Genomic DNA, 19,327 nt, shown 5'->3' on the forward strand with positions numbered 1-19,327 from the left:
TAGACGAACCAGAATCGCCTGAATCGTTCCCACCACTATTCAACGTGGCATTGTCCGGCGCATAGCCCGGTGTTTCTAACTGGTCACTGGGAAGTTTCTAATAGGCTATCCAATTCGCGGTAGACAGTGGATGCGACGCGATCGAATTCCCCTAGCCCTAACTCGACCTTCATTACGTTGTTTTCGCCATCGACCGAATACACAATCTTCGAAAGCTCTTGCGCATCCACCAAGTAGATATGCCAAGCATTGAAGATGTCGACGTGTGGGCAAATGTCAAAGCACGCTGGCATGGAATCAGCAGGAATCAGACTTGATAGATCGAGGCCACTTTCGTTCAGAGATTCCTGAATAACGCGGAAAATCTCTTTTTCGTCGCGAAGTGCCAGAGACGGTGCGGTACGCTTGCCGGCGTCGCCAATTATGTATCGCATTGAAAACAGGACGTCGCGCAAGGAAGTCCCTTCATCGTAATCCCCGACTTGTGCACCGCCGATCCAATAGCAGAATTTGCCAAACATCCACGCGCCGCCCGAATGCCCGTTTAGTTCAAACTCGATCCCAAACCTTGCTTTGTCGCCGTATAGCATCCTCATTTCCCCAAGATTTTTAGAACACTCGGAGGAACCTTCGAGGCCGGAATCGTGCCACTGAAATGGACCGTTCCGGCGCTGTCCGAGAAATATTGATAGTAGCCAGTCTCCCCTTGGGCATACCAAGTTCCCATACCCCCAAGCACTGCACCATCTTCGTATGCACTTTGAGCGTCTGCCGGCTCTGGTGTCTTATTAGGGTTGTACAGCGGACTGCTTGTATCGTGCGCCGGGTTAGTCTGATACGTGGGTTTCACCCGCGCGTCCACATTCGACGGATTATAGGGGTCATCTGATAGCACGGGACTTGGAGTGCTGTTGTCCGAACCCTTTGAAAGGGTCGTGTTGTCGGGCACATACCCCGGGGTACCCGATACGGCATTCGGCGTACCTGATACAGCATTCGCAGCCTGTCTCGACGAATTTACCAGCACGCCTCCCGCACTCGGTGCCGGCGGCTCGCCACCCTCAACCACGCCCGCAGACAGACCGTTCGCAGCGCCCCTAGCCATCTGTGTCGTGGGAGGTTGAGACATTATCGCCAGAGCATCGCCGTCCATCTTCGCTTTAAACTGGGCTGCCCAGCCGTCCACCGTCTTGTTTGCCGAATCGAGCGGGCCGGTAATCCACGAGGGCAGGTTGTTCTGCAGGTAGGAAGCGATCACGTTCTGCGATGCTGCCAGATCCTTTTTCGCCTGATCATTGCCGAGGTCATTATTCCGGTTGTAGAGGTCGACGTTCGAGGCCGCTGCAGCCCCCGCCGTGCCCCCAACCAGCGCGCCACCTACCCCGGCGAGGATATTGCTGCTGATGTTGCCCACCAGCGACGAGCCGGTCGCATCCGTCACTGCATCGGCGACAGCCCTGGTCTGGTCGGCGCTTTTCGATGACAGCCCTGCGCCAAGCCCCCCACCCACAGCCGTGAACACGCTGCCGCCCCCGAGACCACCGATGAGCGCGCCACCCACAACCTGTAGTTCAGCGCGCGAGTCGCCGCCTTCCATCCACTGTTTGGCTTCGTCCGAATCCACCGCGAAGGCGGCCAAATCGCGACTCTTGGCGTCCGCCGTGGCCCGTCTACGACGACAAAATCGCGAAAATCGACCTTTCCAAACTGCGTACCTAGCATCTGAAAGACTGGCTGGCGAACCAGATCGACTCGATCGAAGAAGGCGCCGAAGACGAAGACGATTTGCGCCGTGCCAAAGACAGCGCAAACCGCAATCTTGCATCATTGAAAGCGGCTTTGAATCTCGCGTTGCACGACCGGCTGGTTGCGACGGATGCCGGCTGGAAAACGGTCTCAAAATTCAAGGACGTCGGCCGCGGGCGCCGATCGTTCCTGCCAAGCGAGCAACGCCTCGCTTTCGTCGCCGCATGCACCGAAGACATTCGGCAGTTAGTGAAGGCAATGCTCTTTGCAGCGGCTCGGCCTGGAGAGCTTGCCAAAACAAACGTCAAACAGTAACCGTCCGACCCTGACCGTATAGACGCCTGATGAAGGCGACGCCATGCTTTCCGGGGGCACAAATGTGACTGTGTCCACAAAGGAATCATGGACACAGTGACTGAATTCACCGAAGTCAAAGTCGCCCGGAAGTATCGCCGGCGTACCGTGGACGAGAAACGCCAGATCGTCGAAGAGACGTTATCCAGTGGACGTTCGGTGGCGGAGATTGCACGCAGTCACGAAGTGAACGCGAATCAGCTGTTCGACTGGCGCAAGCAGTATCTGGATGGACGCCTTGGCGTGAACGGTCGCGAATGCGCCTTGCTGCCGGTCACCGTGAATGAGGCCAGTGACAGCGGCGCGGCCGAACCGGATGCATCGACGCCTTCGGCACAGGCGTCCGGCACGATCCGAATCCAGTTGCCACGGGGCGAGGTACACGTTGAAGGGAGCGTCGATCCCGACACGCTGCGCGTGGTGATCCAGTGCCTGATCCGATGATTGGTCCGCTGGCAAACACGCGCATCTGGGTTGCCGCCGGATTTACGGATATGCGCTGCGGCTTCGACGGCCTGGCCGCGAAGGTGCAGACCGTGCTGGCGAAGAATCCGGCCCTCTGTCAGCCGCGCAGCATGCGCGAGAAAACACCGGAAATTCTTCATTTTTTGAGTGGCGCTTAACGTGTCGTGGAGTCTAACCAGGCGCGCGCCTATTGTCGCGATAATGGCCGCGGCTTAGAAGCGACAACGCCAATCTCCATGCAATATGAATCGCATTTTCGCGCCTATAGATCGTGAGATTTAGATACACTAAACGCCCAAACGATGCCTGCTTTTCAGCCTCAATGCATTTTGAATATCCGTGAAATCGTTCACGACTTCACCGTGTCAAACCTCACCATTCCGGCGAAATAACGTGACCCGATTCCTGCGTTCAGCACTGATTCCTTTTGTACTCGCGTTGTCCGCAATACCCTGCCATGCGGTCTCGGTTATCGTCGACGCGGGGCACACACCGGCTCGTCCTGGCGCCACCGGCGCGAGCGGGCGTGTCGAGCATCTTTACAACCTCGATCTAAGTGCGGCGGTTGCTCGCGATCTCCAGGCAGAGGGTTATAGCGTGACACGCACGGGCACGGACAGCCGCGAGATCGCGCTTGCGGATCGGCCCAATGCGAAGCCGGACGCCAACTTCTTCATCTCGATTCATCACGACTCGCTGCAGCAGGCATGGATCGATGCAGGACGACGCCGTGAGTTCAAGGGGTACTCGATCTTCGTTTCCGAGCGCAATCCGCACTATCAGGAAAGCCTCGTCTGTGCGAAGGCAATTGGCGAGAAACTGCTCGCGGCGGGCGAAACGCCTTCGCTGTATCACGCCACGCCTATCAAGGGCGAGAACCGTCCGTTGATAGACCGGCGACTCGGCATTCACCGCTTCGACGATCTGGTCGTGCTCAAGACAGCGCCGATGCCGGCGGTGCTGGTTGAAGCAGGCGTCATTGCGAATCCGGACGAAGAACCGCGTCTGCAGAATCCTGACACGATTGCCAAGCTCGCGAATGCGATTGCGGGCGGCATCGTGGCATGCCAGCAGTAACGACACACCTTAGCCGTCCGTCCGCCCAAGCGCCGCTTGCGCCATCCTCTTATGGAGACAAACTATCTTGAGTACGTCCAACGTAGCCGATATCAAACCGAAGTGGCGCGAACGCTTTGAATTCTTCGACGCCTACGGATCGCCCGCGTCTGCCGAGTTTCGTGCGGCCTTCAAGGCGCTGCCGCGCGGCAAAAGACGGCTCATCAATTTCAGTTTCCTCGCCTTCTTCTTCGGCCCATTCTATTTTTTCGCACTCGGTCTGTGGAAGAAGGGGCTGTCGTTGCTTGCCATCGCGCTTGCGATCGCCGTCGTGGAAGTCATCTTCTCGGCCGTCACCGGCATCGATATTCCGCGGCCCGTCGATACCGGCCTCAATATCGCGATCGCCTTCGTCTTTGCCTTGTGTGTCAACTACGCCTACTACCTGAAAGAGGTAAAAGGCAGCCAGGGTTGGAATCCATTCGAAGGCATGCGAGCGTTCTAGGCGAATCACGGCGTGCCTCGATAATGGGGCACTGTCAGCCGTCAAGGTTTGAAACACTATCGTCGCGCGCCAACCTTGCCAATATGGCATGCCGTAGCTATCCGTATTCCATTCATACATATTTTTGAAACGTTTTCTTATGTCAGATTTAAGTCCACAGTAACAAACGTCGCTTGAGACCGGCTAACTGTCTCCGCCAATCGAGCCCGTCCTCTGAGCCACCCCATAGAAATACGCAAACGGCGAACTTACCCGGTCTTTGGGTAAGCGAAGGAATGCGCTTGCGCTTGAAAAAACACCCCCAGTTCGCGACAAATCACGCAGCAGCAAAGTAGCCGTCATTCCCGTTGCTTGTCATCGTATTGCATACACGCTCTCAAAGATCTTTCCAATTTTCGAATGGATAAGGTTTGAATATCCCGAGTGGCTGCAAACCACCGACCTGCCCAATACGACCATGGAGGTTTTGATGCGGCTTTTGCTCTCGAATGCATTTCTGTCGATAGTCAGCAACCCCGCCGATACGTCCTCGCTGACCGTGCGGGCAAGCCGGGCCGGAGATATTGAAACGGTGTTCGGCCAGGGCTTCGAGGTGGTGACATCGCCTGGCCACGTCTATCCGTTCCGCGCGTTCATCCCGCGCCGGATCGTCGCGGACACCATTGCCGCGCATGTCTTCCACATCAACTACGGCAAGTTCAGGGAAGCGGTAGTGGACGCGCCGCTGTACGACGTCTACACGAAGGTGTATGACGCCATGGTCGACCTGCGAGATAGTCCACAGCACGGCACGCCCCCACGCAACGGACTGGGTTCTCTTTGAGCGCCGTGGTCGTGCGACGCGCACTGCCTTACGCATCGCGCCACACGAATGACGTATGAAACGACGATCCGTCCAGCTCGCAAGCGATCAGCCATATCTGCGGGCGCGGTCGTATTTTCCGAATTTCCCCTTAATCAGAACGCCATTTGCAGTACGGAATACTGATATCTCTCGGTTTTATTACACCATCCAGTCAAAGCACGCCTAACGTTCGCCTCTCTCCGCTCACAAGTCGTAAGCCAGTTCTTACGCTGCTAGCATTTCAATCGTCGGGAGAATCGAATGCAACCGGGCAGCATCGCAGTCTGCACGGGTGCACCCAGCTTGCCCGGCGAGAAGACGGTAGTTGCCTCAAGTGTCGGGCTGCCCCACAAACATGGCGAGGACAAACGATGAGCGATACACCGCTGGAGCCTGGATGCGCAACGTCGCATGAGAAACTGACGGTGTTTTACGTGCAACCGCTCGTCACGCGTTATCGCGTCGAGGTTGTCGACTCCCTGAACCGGGCATTCAAGGTGCGAGTATTTGCCAGTTCGCCGGAAGTCGACCCGCGCGGGTTTTCGCGCGAAACGCCCACTTGCGACGAATTCGTGGTGACCGGCATCACCCGTATCTTTTCCGAGCGAGTCAAGCTTCAGACACGGGTCTTCGGACAGATCGTCCGCGTGCGTCCCGCTGCCGTCCTGATCTTTGCCGACATGCGGTATCTGTCGCTATGGCTCGCGCTGCTGGCCGGCAGGGCGCTCGGCGTGCCGGTGATCATTCATGGCCAGGGGCTCTACCGCAACGCGCAGCCGAGCCTGATGCGCAAACTCCGCTACCGCGCCGCGGTTGCACTCTGCACGCGCTATGTGTGCTATTCCGAAGGGTCGAAGCTGTCGCTCGCGCGCATCGGTTGCCCGAGCTCGAAGCTGGTCGTCGCAGACAATTCGTTGCGCGTCTCCCATACCGTCAGGCCAACCGAGAAGTCCGGCAACGAGCAAGGCGTGATGTTTCTGGGGCGCATGCGCGACGGTTCGAAAGTCGAATGCCTGATCGAGGCAGTCGAATCATTGCGCCGAAAAGGCCACGACATCGTGCTGCACCTGGTAGGCGACGGCAAACACGGCGAGCGGCTGCAGCGTACCTATGCGGACCGTCCTTACCTGGTGTGGCACGGCGCGGTGTTCGACGATAGCGAGATCGCCTCGATCAGCCGCGCCTGCCGGATAGGCTGTTATCCCGGCGACGCGGGTCTGAGCGTGGTCCACATGTTCGGCCTGAGCCTGCCACCGCTGATCCACGACCAACCGGCTTCGCACATGGGGCCCGAGCCCGAATACGTGGAAGACAACGCCACGGGGTTCCTCTACCGACGCGACGGCGGAGTCGAGGCGCTGACGACCGAGCTCGAAAAGATCTGGCTCCTGCCAGCGGACGAGATCCGGGCCATCAGCACGGGCGCGTTCTCCAAATATCAGCAACTCAACTCGCCCACCCTGGGCCAGCGTCTCGCCACCATTGTCGACAGCGCCATTCATCAATAACGCGCAGCGGACAAATCTCGTTGCGTGGGTCGACGGAGCGCTGAGTCACTCAGCGTGATGCCGCCAGCCGCCGTTCCTACAGAATGCAGCCAGCCTTTGGTCGGACTATCCCACTCCATCAACAGAGACACTGACAGCACCCCTTCAATCGACTCAATCGGAGTCCGAACATTCGAATTTATTGAGATGTAAAGACGTGTGATGATCGCGCCCGGCTTGCCGATAACGTGTTGCTTCAGCCTGCTGAAGCGCGCACGGGGAAAGCCAACAACAACACCCGCGCTTTCATTCCAACATCATGAGCAACTTTCTGTTCGACCTGGCCACGAACCTCGCGATTCTTGCGACGCTGCTGATCGCGTGTCATCTGTGCAATCTGGCCAGGCCCGACCTCGCGTTAAACGGCGGTTATATCTACGTCCTGCTGGCAGCAACAGCCCTGGTGTTCGATGCCACGCTGACCTTTCTCGTGTTCGCCGATGCGGCGAGCCGCTATGGACAATTCAGCACGCCGAGCGCGTTCGTCGAGCGTGCCTGCTCCTATACGCTTGCTTGCGCGTTGGCGCTTTACTTCGCACGATGCACGCGCATCCGCATGGAAAAGGCCAAAGCCGGTCACGCGCTGGTGATCCACACCTCGCCATACAGCGAGTCGCATCTGCCGATGTGATACCCGTCCAGTGACGCCGCCATAGCGTGGCCTTGGCGCCCCGCCGCGCGCCATCCCGCAACCGGAGCACGCGGCGCCCACGCAGCCAATCCTCCGTCAAGTCGTCAAGCCGGCGTCGCGATCACCCCGGACCAGCCTGGCAGGTAACGCGCCTCGGGGGTATGGGCGAGGGTCTTTGCCTGGTCGAGCGCCTTTGCAAAGTTCTTCGCAATCTTGCTCGCGGACACTCGCGGCCGCAGGAAGTCGGCCCACAGGAACTCGCTGAACGGCGTGGCGTCCTTCGCATAGCCGCCCGCATTGCGCAGCTCGCCGGCGAGACTGCGATAAGGGTCGTCGCTCATTTCGGTGACCACCTTCGGCAGATGTTCGTAGTCGTAGCGCGAGCCGTCTGCCCCAAATGGATGGACCCACTGGTTGTGCTCCATCATGCGCCAGAAAATGGTGAAATCGAGCCACGACAGGTCTTTGAGCACCATCACCTTCACTTCCTTGACGCCCTCTTCGAGCAACGCCCGGCCAAGGTGATGATGGTCGACGATGTAGTAACAGTGCTCCGGCCCGAGCACCGCAGGAAACGAGTGCGCATCGATCGCGGCGCTGCGCTCCTTCTTGTTCAGCGTCTTCCAGTGAGCCCGCTTGAGCGCGACCTCGCGATAGCCCACCGTCATCTGCGTGGGCCGCAATGCCGTGAGCTTTGCCGGGATGAAATGAATGTCTCTGTTCGGGACCATGGTCTGCCTCATCAAATCGTTAAAGACAATTTCGTTGAAAGCCATTTCGCTGAAAGCAATTCCGCGGGGAACGATAGCGCGAATTGCATACGCCGTTAATACCACCGATACATTTCGCATACCTGACAGGAATGGTCCTTGCGCAGGCGCGAGCCGTCAGCTATAACTGGCGAAGACCGAGAGTGAGAGATCGCGCCCGTCGTCGGGCATTGCAGGCGCTGTGTTGAATCGAAGCAGTTCGTCATCCGTCACACGCAACCGACTTGAGCGAGGGCATTTTGAATCTCGAAACCGTACGCATCTTCCTGATGACGCGAGGCATCGACCTCGGCACCAAAGTTCTCGGCGCGATTGTCCTATGGATTGTCGGCCGCTGGGTGATCGGGGTCATCACCGGCCTGCTGCGCAAGCTGCTCTCGCGCAACGGGCGCGTCGACCCTACCCTCGCGCACTACCTCGGCTCGATCCTCGGTGCCTTGCTGAACCTGCTGCTGATCCTTGCGATCCTGCAGGTCTTCGGAGTCCAGACCACCTCGTTCGCGGCGCTGCTCGCAGGCCTCGGTCTCGCCATCGGCACAGCATGGGGCGGCTTGCTCGCCCACTTCGCGGCCGGCATCTTCATGCAGGTGTTGCGCCCCTTCAAGGTCGGCGACTTCGTGATGGCCGGCGGCGTAACCGGCACCGTCCAGGAGCTGGGCCTGTTCGGCACCACGATCATCACGCCGGACAATGTCACGACGATCGTCGGCAACAACAAGATCTTCTCGGACACGATCTCGAACTACAGCGCGCTGCCGGTGCGCCGCGTCGAGCTGACGGCGAAGATCGCCAACGGAGTGGACCCGCTCGATGCGGCCAACCGGTTGCGAGCCGCCGTCGTCAAGATTCCTAACGTTGCGGACAGTCCGGCGCCGGATATCGAGGTGCTGTCGTTCACGCCGGAGGGGCCCTTGCTGTGCGTGCGTCCCTACACGCATACGAACAACTACTGGCAGGTCTATTTCGACACCAACCGCGCCATCATCGAAACCTTTCGCGAAGCGGGCTACCCGACACCGGAAACTCCATTGGTGCGCCGCGCCGCGACCTAGCGAACCCACGCCTCTCCCCTACCGGCCCGCCCTGCGCGGAGGGCCGGCAGGGCCATTTGCGTCGCTCGCCGAGGGCGAAAAAAAGCGGCGCCGCGATATCTCGCGGCGCCGCTTGTGTTTGCAGGGCCCTGACGACGGGCCCGATCGCCGCGCGCAGGCGGCTTGCTGACTGCTTACCGGCTGCCGGGCCCAGACTTCGCAGCCGCCGGCTTGCGCAGCATCTTCCACAGCGCGCCGAGCACCACCGGCACGACCGCCGCGCCAATCCCCACCAGCACGATCACGTTCAGGTACTGGCGAATGAACGGGATGTTGCCGAAGAAGTAGCCCAGCAGCACCAGCAGCAGCACCCAGAACAGCGCGCCCACGAAGTTGAACAGCTGGAAGCGGCTCAAGGTCATCTGCGACGCGCCGGCGACGAACGGCGCGAAGGTGCGCACCACCGGAATGAAACGCGCGAGCACGATGGTCTTGCCGCCGTGCTTCTCGTAGAAATTGTGGGTTTTCTGCAGCGCTGCGCGATCGAGGAAGCGCTCGAGCACCGGAATATGCGAATTGAACACCTTGGGTCCGATCGCCTTGCCGATCAGATAGTTGAGCGTATTGCCCCCCACTGCGGCCACGAGCAACAGCACGATCAGCAGACCGAGGTTCATTTCGCCGCTCGCGCAGAACGCGCCGCCGATGAACAGCAGCGAGTCGCCCGGCAGAAACGGCAGAACGACCAGCCCGGTTTCGCAAAACACGATCAGAAACAGCACGGCGTAGACCCACGCGCCGTATTGTTGAATGAAGACTCCCAGAAACTTGTCGATATGCAAAACAAGATTCACGAACTGCAGCAGCGTGTCCAAAAGCGTCCCTTATTGAGCGAGTGGCGTGAACGGCGGAAGCGGCGCGCCGTCATGACATGGTGAAATGGGCAACGATCCGAGCGCCCGAAGGCGCCGAAATTGACCGCGCCATGATACCGAAAGTGCCCGGCTGCGATAAAAAAACTGCGTACGCGGACGCACACCCGCCGCCGGTTGTCCGCAGCGACGGCTTGAGCCAACCGCCGGATTCCGATGCTCACCAGCCGGTTCGCCACGAATCGCTATAATTTCGCCATGTCCGAATTCTCCGAACCGCCCGTCGACGCCGCCAGCCAACCTGTGGCGCCAGTCCTACGTCCATTGCGGGCGATCCAGCCCTTGCCCGACCTGCTGATCAGCCAGATCGCCGCCGGCGAAGTGGTCGAACGGCCGGCCTCGGTCGTTAAGGAGTTGCTGGAGAACGCGCTGGACGCCGGCGCGCAGACGTTGCGCATCCTGCTCGACGAAGGCGGGGTCAAGCGCATTTCGATCACCGACGACGGCTGCGGCATTCCCGAAGCCGAACTCTCACTCGCGCTGATGCGCCACGCGACCAGCAAGATCCGCTCGCTCGCCGAGCTCGAAGCGGTCGGCACGCTCGGGTTTCGGGGCGAGGCGCTGGCGTCGATTGCCTCGGTGTCGGAGCTGTTCGTCACGAGCCGCACGGCCGACGCCCCCCACGCGGTGCGCATCGAAGCGCAAACCGGCGTGCTGAGCCCCGCGGCCGGCACCCAAGGAACGACCATCGAAGTGCGCGAACTGTACTTCAACACGCCAGCGCGCCGTAAATTCCTGAAAAGCGAGCAGACCGAACTCGGCCACTGCCTCGAGATGATCCGCCGCGCGGCGCTGGCGCGGCCGGACGTGGCGATTTCGGTGCTGCATAACGGCCGTGCGGTCGAGCACTGGAACGCGTCGGAACCGGCCACGCGCGTCGCAAAGATCATGGGCGAGACCTTTGCCACCGCCCATCTGCCGCTCGACGAATCGGCCGGGCCGCTGGCCGTCTATGGCTGCGCCGGCCTGCCGACCGCGAGCCGCGGCCGCGCCGACCAGCAGTATTTCTTCGTCAACGGGCGCTTCGTGCGCGACAAGCTGCTGACTCATGCCGTGCGCGCCGCATACGAGGACGTACTGCACGGCGAGCGCTACCCGTCGTATGTGCTGTTTCTCGATCTGCCGCCCGAGGGTGTCGACGTGAACGTGCATCCGTCGAAGATCGAGGTGCGCTTTCGCGATTCGCGCTCGATCCACCAGTTTGTCTTCCATGCCGTGCAGCGGGCTCTGGCGCGGCATGCGGGCGCCTCGCCGGAAGCCACGGCAGGCGGCCACGCGGCGCATCTCGAACCGGTCGCGGGCAGTCCGGCGTCGTTTGCGGCCACGCCGCTCGGCGGTCTGGCGAGCACAGGCGGGATCAGCGGTGCCGGTGGCATCGGCGGTGGAAGCGCAGGCGGTGGGGCCTTCGCAGGCGGCATGGCGGGTGCTGGAGGGAATGCCGGCGGCGGGTTTGGCGGCGCCCAGGCGGGCAACACCTGGCTGCGTCAGGCGCGTATGACGCAGGGCACGCTGCCGGTCGCGCAACCGTTGGCCCTTTACGACGCGCTGTTCGGGCGCAAGGATAACGGCATCGGCACCGCGCAGGGCGCGACCACGCTGGAGGCGCGCGATTCGGCCGCCGAGGCGCCGTCGTTCTTCGCGCCGCCGGGATCGGCGTCAGGCGGCCCGTCGTTTCATGCGTCGGACGAACAGCCGCTCGGCTTCGCGCTCGGCCAGATTCACGGCATCTATGTGCTGGCGCAGAACGCGCAGGGCCTGGTGATTGTCGACATGCATGCGGCACACGAACGGATTCTGTACGAGCAGTTCAAGAACGCGCTGGCTGACCGGGCGATTGCGGTGCAGCCGTTGCTGATTCCTCTGTCGATGCAGGCCGACCCGGTCGAGATCGGCACGGTGGAGGAAGAGCGCGACACGCTCGACGCGCTCGGCTTCGACCTTGCGGTGCTGTCTCCGACCACGCTGGCGATTCGCGCGGTGCCGGCGCTGCTCAAGGACGCCGACCTGCAGGCCCTGGCCCGTGCCGTGCTGACCGATCTGCACGCTTACGGCGGCTCGCGGGTGCTGACCGAACGGCAGCACGAACTGCTCGGCACGCTGGCCTGCCACCACGCGGTGCGCGCGAACCGGCGGCTGACGCTGGATGAAATGAACGCGCTGCTGCGCCAGATGGAAGCGACCGAACGCGCGGACCAGTGCAATCACGGACGCCCGACGTGGTATCAACTGACGCTGTCCGACCTCGACCGACTGTTCATGCGTGGTCAATGAGCGCGCGCATCGCGAGAAGGCTGCTGCGATCGCGCGCACCACTCACACCACTCACGCCATTCGTTCCGTACGCGCCACTCGCGCCGCGGACATGCCGGTCATGACGCAACCTACCCCCACACCGATTGCCTGCATACTGGGCCCGACTGCCTCGGGCAAGACCGCGGCGGCGCTTGCGCTGGCTGCGCGCAGGCCGGTGGAGATCATTAGCGTGGATTCGGCGCTGGTGTATCGGGAGATGGACATTGGGACGGCCAAGCCGACTGCGGAGGAACGGGCGCGGGTGCGGCACCATCTGATCGATATCGTCGACCCTGCCGATGCTTATTCGGCGGCTGAATTTCGCACGGACACCTTGCGGCTGGTGGGGGAGATTTCCGCGCGGGGGCGGGTACCGTTGCTGGTTGGCGGGACGATGCTGTACTACAAGGCGTTGACGCAGGGCCTGAACGACCTGCCGACGGCTGATCCTGAGATCCGCGCGGCGCTTGATGCGGATGCCTTGCGGGACGGCTGGCCGGCCTTGCATGCGCGGCTGGCTGCGGTGGATGCGGTGACGGCTGCGCGTCTGGCGCCGAACGATTCGCAGCGGATTCAGCGGGCGCTGGAGGTGTTCATGGTGACGGGGCAGCCGATGTCGGCCTTGTTGGCAGCGCCTACGCGTACTGACGATGCGGCGTTGCCGTGGCGGTTTGTGCCGGTGGCGCAGGAGCCTTCGGATCGCGGCGTGTTGCATGCGCGGATCGCGGCGCGGTTTGATGCCATGCTGGCGGGCGGGTTGGTGGAGGAGGTGGAGCGGTTGCGGGCGCGCGGGGATTTGCATCCTGGGTTGGCGTCGATGCGGTGTGTGGGGTATCGGCAGGTTTGGGAGTATCTCGATGGGGGGGGTGATTTTTCGACCATGCGTGATAAGGGGGTTTTTGCTACTCGGCAGTTGTGTAAGAGGCAGCTTACGTGGCTGCGGAGTATGCCGGAACGGGTTGTGGTTGATTGTTGTGCTCCGGACGCTACTGAGCGGGTTTTGCAGGTTGTTGAAGGGGTTATTGCTGGCTGATGTTTTTTTTGTCCTTTCTGACCGGGGTTTTGCCTGCGGCGCCTTGGTTTTGGCTGTCTTCTTCGGGTGTTGGCCTTTCCTTGCATTCTTAGCGGTCTATTTGCGTTGCCCCTGTGCGGGGCGGCACTTACTTTCTTTGCCGCCGCAAAGAAAGTAAGCAAAGAAAGCGGGCTCACACCGCTAGCTCTTAGGTGTCCACATCTTTTACATATCCGGAGTGGTCCGAGACGAGGGCCGCCCTCGCATTTCCCACGTTCGTGACACAGCACTCATCCACCCCACTCCGCACTACGTGCGTCGCGGATGGGTCTGCAAGGGAACCCCGTTTGCCATGGGAACCGGAAGAAGGTCGAGCCGACGAGGTACCGGGGACGCTCGCATGCAAAGCGCCCCGCCCCAACGGCGACAAGCCAGGATAGTTAGAATACCTACAGAATCCGCAGGAGGCGCCATACCCGACGGCGGGGCGCGCAGCGCAACGCTGGAACGGATGACAGCCTTGTCACTAACGTGGATGGTGCGAGGAAGGATCTTGTGTTGGGCCGTTCCCGGATGCAGACTGGGATGGCTCACTACGGGCTGGCGGTTGCAGCCCGCTTTCTTTGCGGCGGCAAAGAAAGTAGGTGCCGCCCCGCACAGGGGCGACGCAAATAGACCGATAAGAATGCAAGGAGAGGCCAACGCCATAGGCAAACAACCAACAACAAGGCGCCGCAGGCAAAACCCCGTCCGGAAGGACAAAAAAAACCTCAAACCACTACAGTCTGCGCCTCACCCTCAAGCGACTTCCGCACAGCCCCGATCGCCCAAACCTGCTCCCCGGCGGCAGCCAGCAAACCAATAGCCTTATCAGCATCCGCAGCAGCAACAACAACAACCATCCCGATGCCGCAATTAAACACACGGTGCATCTCAGCATCAGCCACGCCACCATGCTTCTGCAACCACGAGAACAACGGCGGCAGCGGCCAGGCCCGATGATCCAGCTCGGCAGTCAACCCATCACGCAAAACGCGCGGAATATTCTCCACCAGCCCACCGCCGGTGATATGCGCCATCCCCTTCACCGACACCTGCTCCATCAGCGAAAGCAAAGGCTTCACATAGATATGCGTAGGCGCCATCAACGCATCCGCCAACGACCGCCCATCAAAGTCAGCGTTCAGATCCGGCTGCGCCCGCTCAATAATCTTGCGCACCAGCGAGAACCCATTCGAATGGATGCCACTCGAAGCCAGACCCAGTACTACGTCGCCCGGGACAATCGTGCTACCGTCAATGATCTTGCTCTTTTCGACCGCGCCCACCGCAAAACCGGCCAGATCGTATTCGCCGTCAGGGTACATGCCCGGCATTTCCGCCGTCTCGCCGCCAATCAGCGCGCAGCCAGCCAGCTCGCAACCCTGCGCGATGCCCTTCACGACCGTCGAGGCCGTGCCGACATCCAGCTTGCCGCAAGCAAAGTAATCGAGGAAAAACAGCGGCTCAGCACCCTGCACCAGGATGTCGTTGACGCTCATCGCCACCAGATCCTGGCCCACCGTGTCATGCTTGTTCAGATGAAACGCCAGCTTCAGCTTGGTGCCGACGCCGTCCGTGCCCGAGACCAGCACCGGTTCGCGGTATTTCTTCGGCACCTCGAAAAGCGCGCCAAACCCGCCGATGCCACCCAGCACGCCGTCGCGCATCGTCTTTTTGGCAAAGGGCTTGATCGCGTCGACAAGGGCGTCGCCCGCGTCGATGTCCACGCCGGCGTCGCGATACGACAGACCTTGGGCCGAATCGGTTGAATGCTGGGCGGATTTCGGTTGATTCATGGGGAAGAGCTCGAAGGTCGGTAAAATGCGATTTTACCCGATGCCGACCCGAGTTGGCGCTTCAGCGCTTACTCGGGTCCCATACAGAGTTGCCGGCCAGTTGGCTGGACTTTCCCCTGCGCCAATCATCTGGGAACCGCACTTTGCAGCAAAACTCGTCATTTCTTACGCCGTATCAGCGCCAGGCTTTCATCTGGGTCGCCATCGCGCTCGGCCTCGGCATCCTGCTGTGGCTGCTCAGTCCGGTCCTCACGCCGTTCCTGCTCGGCGCCATCCTCGCCTACATCCTGCAGCCCGGCGTGGCGTGGATGGTACGGCGCCGCGTGCCGCGCAGCCTCGCCGCCCTGCTGATGATGCTGCTGTTCACCATCGCCCTGACCCTCATGATCCTGCTGGTGCTGCTGGTGATCCAGAAAGAAGGCCCGCAGCTCAAGCAGCAGGTGCCCGTACTGTTCGCCCACGTCAGCGCATGGCTGCAGCCCAAGCTCGCGCTGCTAGGCCTCGCCGATTCGCTCGATTTCGCCAGCATTCGCGACCTCGTCACCGGCCAGCTCGAAGGCAGCGCGCAAACCATCGCGCTGTACGCCTGGACCTACCTTCGCACCAGCAGTAACGTAATGATCACCGTGATCGGCAACGTCGTGCTCGTACCGCTCGTTCTGTTCTATCTGCTTTACGACTGGAACCGCATGCTCGCGCGCGCCGAAGGTTTCGTGCCGCGCCGCTGGCTCGACAAGACCGTGCAGCTCGCCCACGACATGGACCAGATGCTGTCGCAATACCTGCGCGGCCAGTTGCTCGTGATGGCCGTGCTTGCCGTGTTTTACGCCGTCGCACTGAGCATCGCCGGCTTCGAGATCGCGCTGCCGGTCGGCATTTTCACCGGCGTGGCCGTGTTCATTCCGTACATCGGTTACGCCACCGGCCTCGCGCTGGCGCTGCTCGCCGCGCTGCTGCAGTTCGGCGACTGGTACGGCTTCGGCGCGGTCGCCGTCATTTACGGGGTCGGGCAGATTCTCGAGAGTTTTTTCCTGACGCCACGCCTCGTCGGCGAACGGATCGGCCTGCACCCGCTCGCCGTGATCTTCGCCCTGCTCGCGTTCGGTCAACTGTTCGGCTTTTTCGGCGTGCTGCTCGCGCTCCCCGTCAGCGCAATCCTCTCGGTAGCCCTGCGCGAATTGCGGCAAGGCTATCTGTCGAGCACGCTTTACAAGAACTGACCATGAGCGAACCGGCTCCTGGCCGCCCCCATTTCCGGCTTCCACTACTGTGCTTCGTCAACTGACGCTCGATCTCGGCACCCCGCCGCCATCGACATTCGACAACTTCTTCGCCGGCGCCAACGCCGAGCTGGTCACGCGGCTGCGCGAGCTGGAAGGCGCGCTCGCCGCCGGTCCGGTGGCCGATCGTACCTTCTACGTGTGGGGCGAAAGCGGCAGCGGCCGGACCCATCTGCTGCAGGCGCTGATCCACGAGGCACAGCCCGGGCACGCCCGCTTTGTCAGCCCGCAAAGCAGTCTTGCAGCCTTTGCCTTCGACCCGCGCGTCGCGCTGTACGCCATCGACGACTGCGACGGCCTGTCCGGCGCGCAGCAGATCGCCGCGTTCAACCTGTTCAACGAAGTGCGGGCGCATCCCACCAGCGCGCTGGTGGCCGCGGGCAACGCGGCGCCCATCGGGCTCGCCGTGCGCGAGGACCTGCGCACGCGGCTCGGCTGGGGCCTCGTATTCCACCTCGCGCCGCTGGCCGACGAAGGCAAGGCCGCCGTGCTCAAGCACGCCGCCCGCGAACGCGGCATCGCGCTCGCCGACGACGTGCCGGCCTACCTGCTCACCCACTTCCGGCGCGACATGCCGAGCCTGATGGCGTTGCTGGACGCGCTCGACCGCTTCTCGCTCGAACAGAAGCGCGCGGTCACGCTGCCGCTCTTGCGCACGATGCTGGCGTCGCCTGCAGGCACCGAAGAACTGAGAACGGCAACCGTTTCACCCGCTTCAAGTAAAATGGGCCCCCATGGCTAATCTCGCTCTCTTCGACCTCGACCACACCCTCATCCCCACCGACAGCGACCACGAATGGGGCCGCTTCATGGTGAAGCACGGCATGGTCGACGCCGACAGCTTCGCGCGTGAAAACGATCGCTTCTTTGCCGACTACAAGGCCGGCAAGCTGGACATTCACGCCTACCTTATCGCCATGCTGACGCCGCTCGCAAAGTATTCGCGCGCGCAACTGGCCGAGTTCCACCAGATGTACATGCACGAGGTGATCAAACCCGCCATCGTGCCGGCCGCGCTCGAGCTGGTACGCCGGCACCGCGATGCCGGCGACCTGTGCTGCGTGGTCACCGCCACCAACGAATTCATCACCGGCCCGATCGCCGCCGTCTTCGGTGTCGACAAGCTGATCGCCTGCGAAGCTGAAACCGTGGACGGCCAGCCGCACTCCGACTACACCGGCCGTCCCACCGGCACGCCCAGCTACAAGGAAGGCAAGATCGTCCGTACCGAGGCATGGCTCGCTTCGCTCGGCAAGACATGGTCGGATTTCGAGCGCAGCTATTTCTACAGCGATTCGCACAACGACATCCCGCTGCTCCAAAAGGTCACTGACCCGATCGCGACCAACCCGGACGACACGCTACGCGCTCACGCGCAGGCAAACGGCTGGCGCATCCTCGAACTCTTTCAACCCACGTGATCAAAAAATTTATCCGCAAACTGTTCGGACAGGATCCGGCACCCGCTGACGACACCGCACCCTCCGAAGCAGACGAAGCCGCCCGCGCAAGCGCCGGGCACGACCGCGAGCGCAACGCCGCCAAGCCGCGCCGCAAGACGGCGCGCGACACCGGCAAGCCCGCGGCGCGCGATCCGGACGTGCCCGTCATCATTCCCGCGGACGTCCACGGCATCAACCCGGCGCTGATCTCGCGGAACGCCATTCGCGTCACCGAAGGACTGCAGCAGGCGGGCCACCGGGCGTTTATCGTCGGCGGCGCGGTGCGCGACCTGCTGCTCGGCATCGCGCCGAAAGACTTCGACGTCGCCACCGACGCCACCCCCGAACAGGTGCAGAAGCTGTTCCGCCGCGCGCGCATCATCGGCCGGCGGTTTCAGATCGTGCACGTGCAGTTCGGCCAGGAAATCATCGAAACCTCGACGTTCCGTGCGCTGGTCGATCCGCCCGCGGCCGACGCCGCTCCGCCGCGGCGCCTGAAGCGCGACGAGCTCGACCGCCGCACCCACGCCGTCGACGCCAGTGGCCGCGTGCTGCGCGACAACGTCTGGGGCGAGCAGCACGAAGACGCCACCCGCCGCGACTTCACGATCAATGCGATGTACTACGATCCGGCCACGCAAACCGTGCTGGATTATCACAACGGCATGGCCGACATGCGCGCCCGCTTGCTGCGGATGATCGGCGACCCGGCCACGCGCTATCGCGAAGATCCGGTGCGCATGTTGCGGGTGGTGCGGTTTGCCGCCAAGCTCGGCTTTGAGATCGAAGACGCCACACGCGCGCCGATCAAGGAAATGGCCGACCTGATCAACAACGTGCCGGCCGCGCGTCTGTTCGACGAAATGCTCAAGCTGATGCTGTCGGGCCACGCGCTCGCCTGCCTGACGCGTCTGCGCCAGGAAGGCCTGCATCACGGCCTGCTGCCATTGCTCGACGTGGTGCTCGAGCAGCCGCACGGCGAGAAATTCATCACGCTCGCGCTCACCAACACGGACAACCGCGTGCGCGCCGGCAAACCGGTCTCGCCGGGCTTCCTGTTCGCCACGCTGCTGTGGCACGACGTGCAGCAACGCTGGCAGGCCTTCGAGGCGCAGGGCGACTATCCGGTGCCCGCGCTGCACCGCGCAATGGACGACGTGCTCGACATGCAGACCGAGAAACTCGCCATCCACAAGCGCTTCTCGTCGGACATGCGCGAGATCTGGGGCCTGCAGTTGCGCCTCGAAAAACGCTCGGGCCGCGGTGCGCTGAAGCTGATGGAACACCAAAGATTTAGAGCGGGGTATGATTTCCTCCTGTTGCGCTGCGAATCGGGCGAACTCGATGAGTCGGTCGGTACGTGGTGGACGGAGTTCATCGACGGAGACGCTGCCGCGCGCGAGACATTGCTCACGCAAGGCGGGAAGGACCGAAGCCCCAAAAAACGGCGGAGGCGCAGCAGTGGCGCCAGGAACCGCCAGCCGGGCGACGGAATGGAGGGCGGCACGACAGTCGACCGCGCAGCAGACGACGTGAGCCAGGGCGGCTCGCACGAAGACTGACGCGGCCAGGCTTCTGGCCG

The 19,327-nt window shown here is 62.0% G+C and carries 20 protein-coding genes; 15 read left to right on the forward strand and 5 right to left on the reverse strand.

All coding sequences use genetic code 11. The annotated features are described in order from the left end of the window. Window positions 1-83 precede the first annotated feature (83 nt). Entirely contained in the window at window positions 84-590 is a 507-nt protein-coding gene (locus P3T42_RS14690) for an Imm42 family immunity protein (protein ID WP_429306456.1), read from the reverse strand. A 2-nt stretch (window positions 591-592) separates the two neighbouring features. Beyond that, window positions 593-1,639, reverse strand: a complete 1,047-nt coding sequence (locus P3T42_RS14695; RefSeq protein ID WP_429306457.1) for a hypothetical protein — start codon at window positions 1,637-1,639, stop codon at window positions 593-595. Between the two features lie 146 nt (window positions 1,640-1,785). On the opposite strand from P3T42_RS14695, the gene P3T42_RS14700 reads away from it, so the two are divergent. The 8 genes from P3T42_RS14700 to P3T42_RS14735 all read left to right on the forward strand — a co-directional run bounded on the left by P3T42_RS14700 (window position 1,786) and on the right by P3T42_RS14735 (window position 7,148). Continuing rightward, on the forward strand, window positions 1,786-2,061 hold the full coding sequence (locus P3T42_RS14700) for a hypothetical protein (RefSeq protein WP_429306458.1): 276 nt from the start codon (window positions 1,786-1,788) through the stop codon (window positions 2,059-2,061). An 87-nt stretch (window positions 2,062-2,148) separates the two neighbouring features. Further along, a complete protein-coding gene (tnpA, locus tag P3T42_RS14705; protein WP_133891063.1) occupies window positions 2,149-2,544 on the forward strand; it encodes an IS66-like element accessory protein TnpA in 396 nt (131 codons plus the stop codon). Beyond that, window positions 2,529-2,723, forward strand: coding sequence for an IS66 family insertion sequence element accessory protein TnpB (tnpB, locus tag P3T42_RS14710; RefSeq protein ID WP_367117703.1), 195 nt, complete (start codon window positions 2,529-2,531; stop codon window positions 2,721-2,723). Before tnpA ends, tnpB begins: the two co-directional genes overlap by 16 nt. 259 nt (window positions 2,724-2,982) lie before the next feature. Beyond that, window positions 2,983-3,642 carry an N-acetylmuramoyl-L-alanine amidase family protein gene (locus P3T42_RS14715; protein ID WP_429306574.1) on the forward strand — a complete coding sequence of 220 codons (660 nt, stop codon included), beginning with the start codon at window positions 2,983-2,985 and terminating at the stop codon, window positions 3,640-3,642. 67 nt (window positions 3,643-3,709) lie between these two features. Next, complete coding sequence (locus P3T42_RS14720) at window positions 3,710-4,126, forward strand: DUF2628 domain-containing protein (protein WP_429306459.1); 417 nt, start codon at window positions 3,710-3,712, stop codon at window positions 4,124-4,126. A 469-nt stretch (window positions 4,127-4,595) separates the two neighbouring features. Continuing rightward, window positions 4,596-4,949 carry a hypothetical protein gene (locus P3T42_RS14725; RefSeq protein WP_074302349.1) on the forward strand — a complete coding sequence of 118 codons (354 nt, stop codon included), beginning with the start codon at window positions 4,596-4,598 and terminating at the stop codon, window positions 4,947-4,949. A gap of 392 nt (window positions 4,950-5,341) precedes the next feature. Further along, the gene (locus tag P3T42_RS14730) at window positions 5,342-6,478 is read left to right on the forward strand and encodes a glycosyltransferase (protein WP_429306460.1); all 1,137 of its coding nucleotides are present in this window, start codon (window positions 5,342-5,344) and stop codon (window positions 6,476-6,478) included. 298 nt (window positions 6,479-6,776) lie between these two features. Beyond that, window positions 6,777-7,148, forward strand: coding sequence for a hypothetical protein (locus P3T42_RS14735; RefSeq protein WP_074302351.1), 372 nt, complete (start codon window positions 6,777-6,779; stop codon window positions 7,146-7,148). A 104-nt stretch (window positions 7,149-7,252) separates the two neighbouring features. Here the strand turns inward: P3T42_RS14735 and P3T42_RS14740 are convergent, their stop codons facing one another. Further along, entirely contained in the window at window positions 7,253-7,879 is a 627-nt protein-coding gene (locus P3T42_RS14740; protein WP_074302815.1) for a ParB-like protein, read from the reverse strand. Window positions 7,880-8,157: 278 nt separating this feature from the next. Here P3T42_RS14740 and P3T42_RS14745 point away from each other — a divergent pair, with 278 nt between their 5' ends. After that, window positions 8,158-8,970 carry a mechanosensitive ion channel family protein gene (locus P3T42_RS14745; protein ID WP_074302818.1) on the forward strand — a complete coding sequence of 271 codons (813 nt, stop codon included), beginning with the start codon at window positions 8,158-8,160 and terminating at the stop codon, window positions 8,968-8,970. Window positions 8,971-9,143: 173 nt separating this feature from the next. On the opposite strand, the gene P3T42_RS14750 is transcribed toward P3T42_RS14745, so the two are convergent. Continuing rightward, window positions 9,144-9,824 (reverse strand): VTT domain-containing protein, encoded by a 681-nt coding sequence (locus P3T42_RS14750; protein ID WP_074302352.1) that lies wholly within the window; start codon window positions 9,822-9,824, stop codon window positions 9,144-9,146. 255 nt (window positions 9,825-10,079) lie between these two features. Between P3T42_RS14750 and mutL the strand changes: the two genes are divergently transcribed. Both mutL and miaA read left to right on the forward strand, forming a co-directional pair. Beyond that, window positions 10,080-12,152, forward strand: a complete 2,073-nt coding sequence (gene mutL / locus P3T42_RS14755; RefSeq protein ID WP_429306461.1) for a DNA mismatch repair endonuclease MutL — start codon at window positions 10,080-10,082, stop codon at window positions 12,150-12,152. Between the two features lie 100 nt (window positions 12,153-12,252). Beyond that, a complete protein-coding gene (gene miaA / locus P3T42_RS14760; protein ID WP_429306462.1) occupies window positions 12,253-13,206 on the forward strand; it encodes a tRNA (adenosine(37)-N6)-dimethylallyltransferase MiaA in 954 nt (317 codons plus the stop codon). A gap of 749 nt (window positions 13,207-13,955) precedes the next feature. On the opposite strand, the gene purM is transcribed toward miaA, so the two are convergent. Next, window positions 13,956-15,023, reverse strand: coding sequence for a phosphoribosylformylglycinamidine cyclo-ligase (gene purM, locus P3T42_RS14765; RefSeq protein WP_074302356.1), 1,068 nt, complete (start codon window positions 15,021-15,023; stop codon window positions 13,956-13,958). Window positions 15,024-15,166: 143 nt separating this feature from the next. Between purM and P3T42_RS14770 the strand changes: the two genes are divergently transcribed. The 4 genes from P3T42_RS14770 to pcnB are packed head-to-tail and all read left to right on the forward strand — an operon-like array spanning window position 15,167 to window position 19,307. Continuing rightward, complete coding sequence (locus P3T42_RS14770; RefSeq protein ID WP_074302357.1) at window positions 15,167-16,243, forward strand: AI-2E family transporter; 1,077 nt, start codon at window positions 15,167-15,169, stop codon at window positions 16,241-16,243. Window positions 16,244-16,292: 49 nt separating this feature from the next. Next, window positions 16,293-17,045 carry a DnaA regulatory inactivator Hda gene (gene hda / locus P3T42_RS14775; protein ID WP_074302358.1) on the forward strand — a complete coding sequence of 251 codons (753 nt, stop codon included), beginning with the start codon at window positions 16,293-16,295 and terminating at the stop codon, window positions 17,043-17,045. Next, window positions 17,038-17,724: an HAD family hydrolase gene (locus P3T42_RS14780; protein ID WP_074302359.1), complete on the forward strand. Its 687-nt coding sequence runs from the start codon at window positions 17,038-17,040 to the stop codon at window positions 17,722-17,724. The genes hda and P3T42_RS14780 overlap by 8 nt, the downstream gene beginning before the upstream one ends. After that, entirely contained in the window at window positions 17,721-19,307 is a 1,587-nt protein-coding gene (gene pcnB / locus P3T42_RS14785; protein WP_429306463.1) for a polynucleotide adenylyltransferase PcnB, read from the forward strand. The genes P3T42_RS14780 and pcnB overlap by 4 nt, the downstream gene beginning before the upstream one ends. Window positions 19,308-19,327: the final 20 nt, after the last annotated feature.

The organism is Paraburkholderia sp. GAS38 (genome assembly GCF_050434965.1).
Lineage (GTDB): Bacteria > Pseudomonadota > Gammaproteobacteria > Burkholderiales > Burkholderiaceae > Paraburkholderia > Paraburkholderia phenazinium_A.

Coding starts and splice junctions, on each gene's coding strand:
- P3T42_RS14690 (WP_429306456.1), bottom strand. CDS start 590: ATGCTATACGGCGACAAAGCAAGGTTTGGGATCGAGTTTGAACTAAAC.
- tnpA (WP_133891063.1), top strand. CDS start 2,149: ATGGACACAGTGACTGAATTCACCGAAGTCAAAGTCGCCCGGAAGTAT.
- P3T42_RS14725 (WP_074302349.1), top strand. CDS start 4,596: ATGCGGCTTTTGCTCTCGAATGCATTTCTGTCGATAGTCAGCAACCCC.
- P3T42_RS14730 (WP_429306460.1), top strand. CDS start 5,342: ATGAGCGATACACCGCTGGAGCCTGGATGCGCAACGTCGCATGAGAAA.
- P3T42_RS14735 (WP_074302351.1), top strand. CDS start 6,777: ATGAGCAACTTTCTGTTCGACCTGGCCACGAACCTCGCGATTCTTGCG.
- P3T42_RS14740 (WP_074302815.1), bottom strand. CDS start 7,879: ATGGTCCCGAACAGAGACATTCATTTCATCCCGGCAAAGCTCACGGCA.
- mutL (WP_429306461.1), top strand. CDS start 10,080: ATGTCCGAATTCTCCGAACCGCCCGTCGACGCCGCCAGCCAACCTGTG.
- miaA (WP_429306462.1), top strand. CDS start 12,253: ATGACGCAACCTACCCCCACACCGATTGCCTGCATACTGGGCCCGACT.
- purM (WP_074302356.1), bottom strand. CDS start 15,023: ATGAATCAACCGAAATCCGCCCAGCATTCAACCGATTCGGCCCAAGGT.
- P3T42_RS14780 (WP_074302359.1), top strand. CDS start 17,038: ATGGCTAATCTCGCTCTCTTCGACCTCGACCACACCCTCATCCCCACC.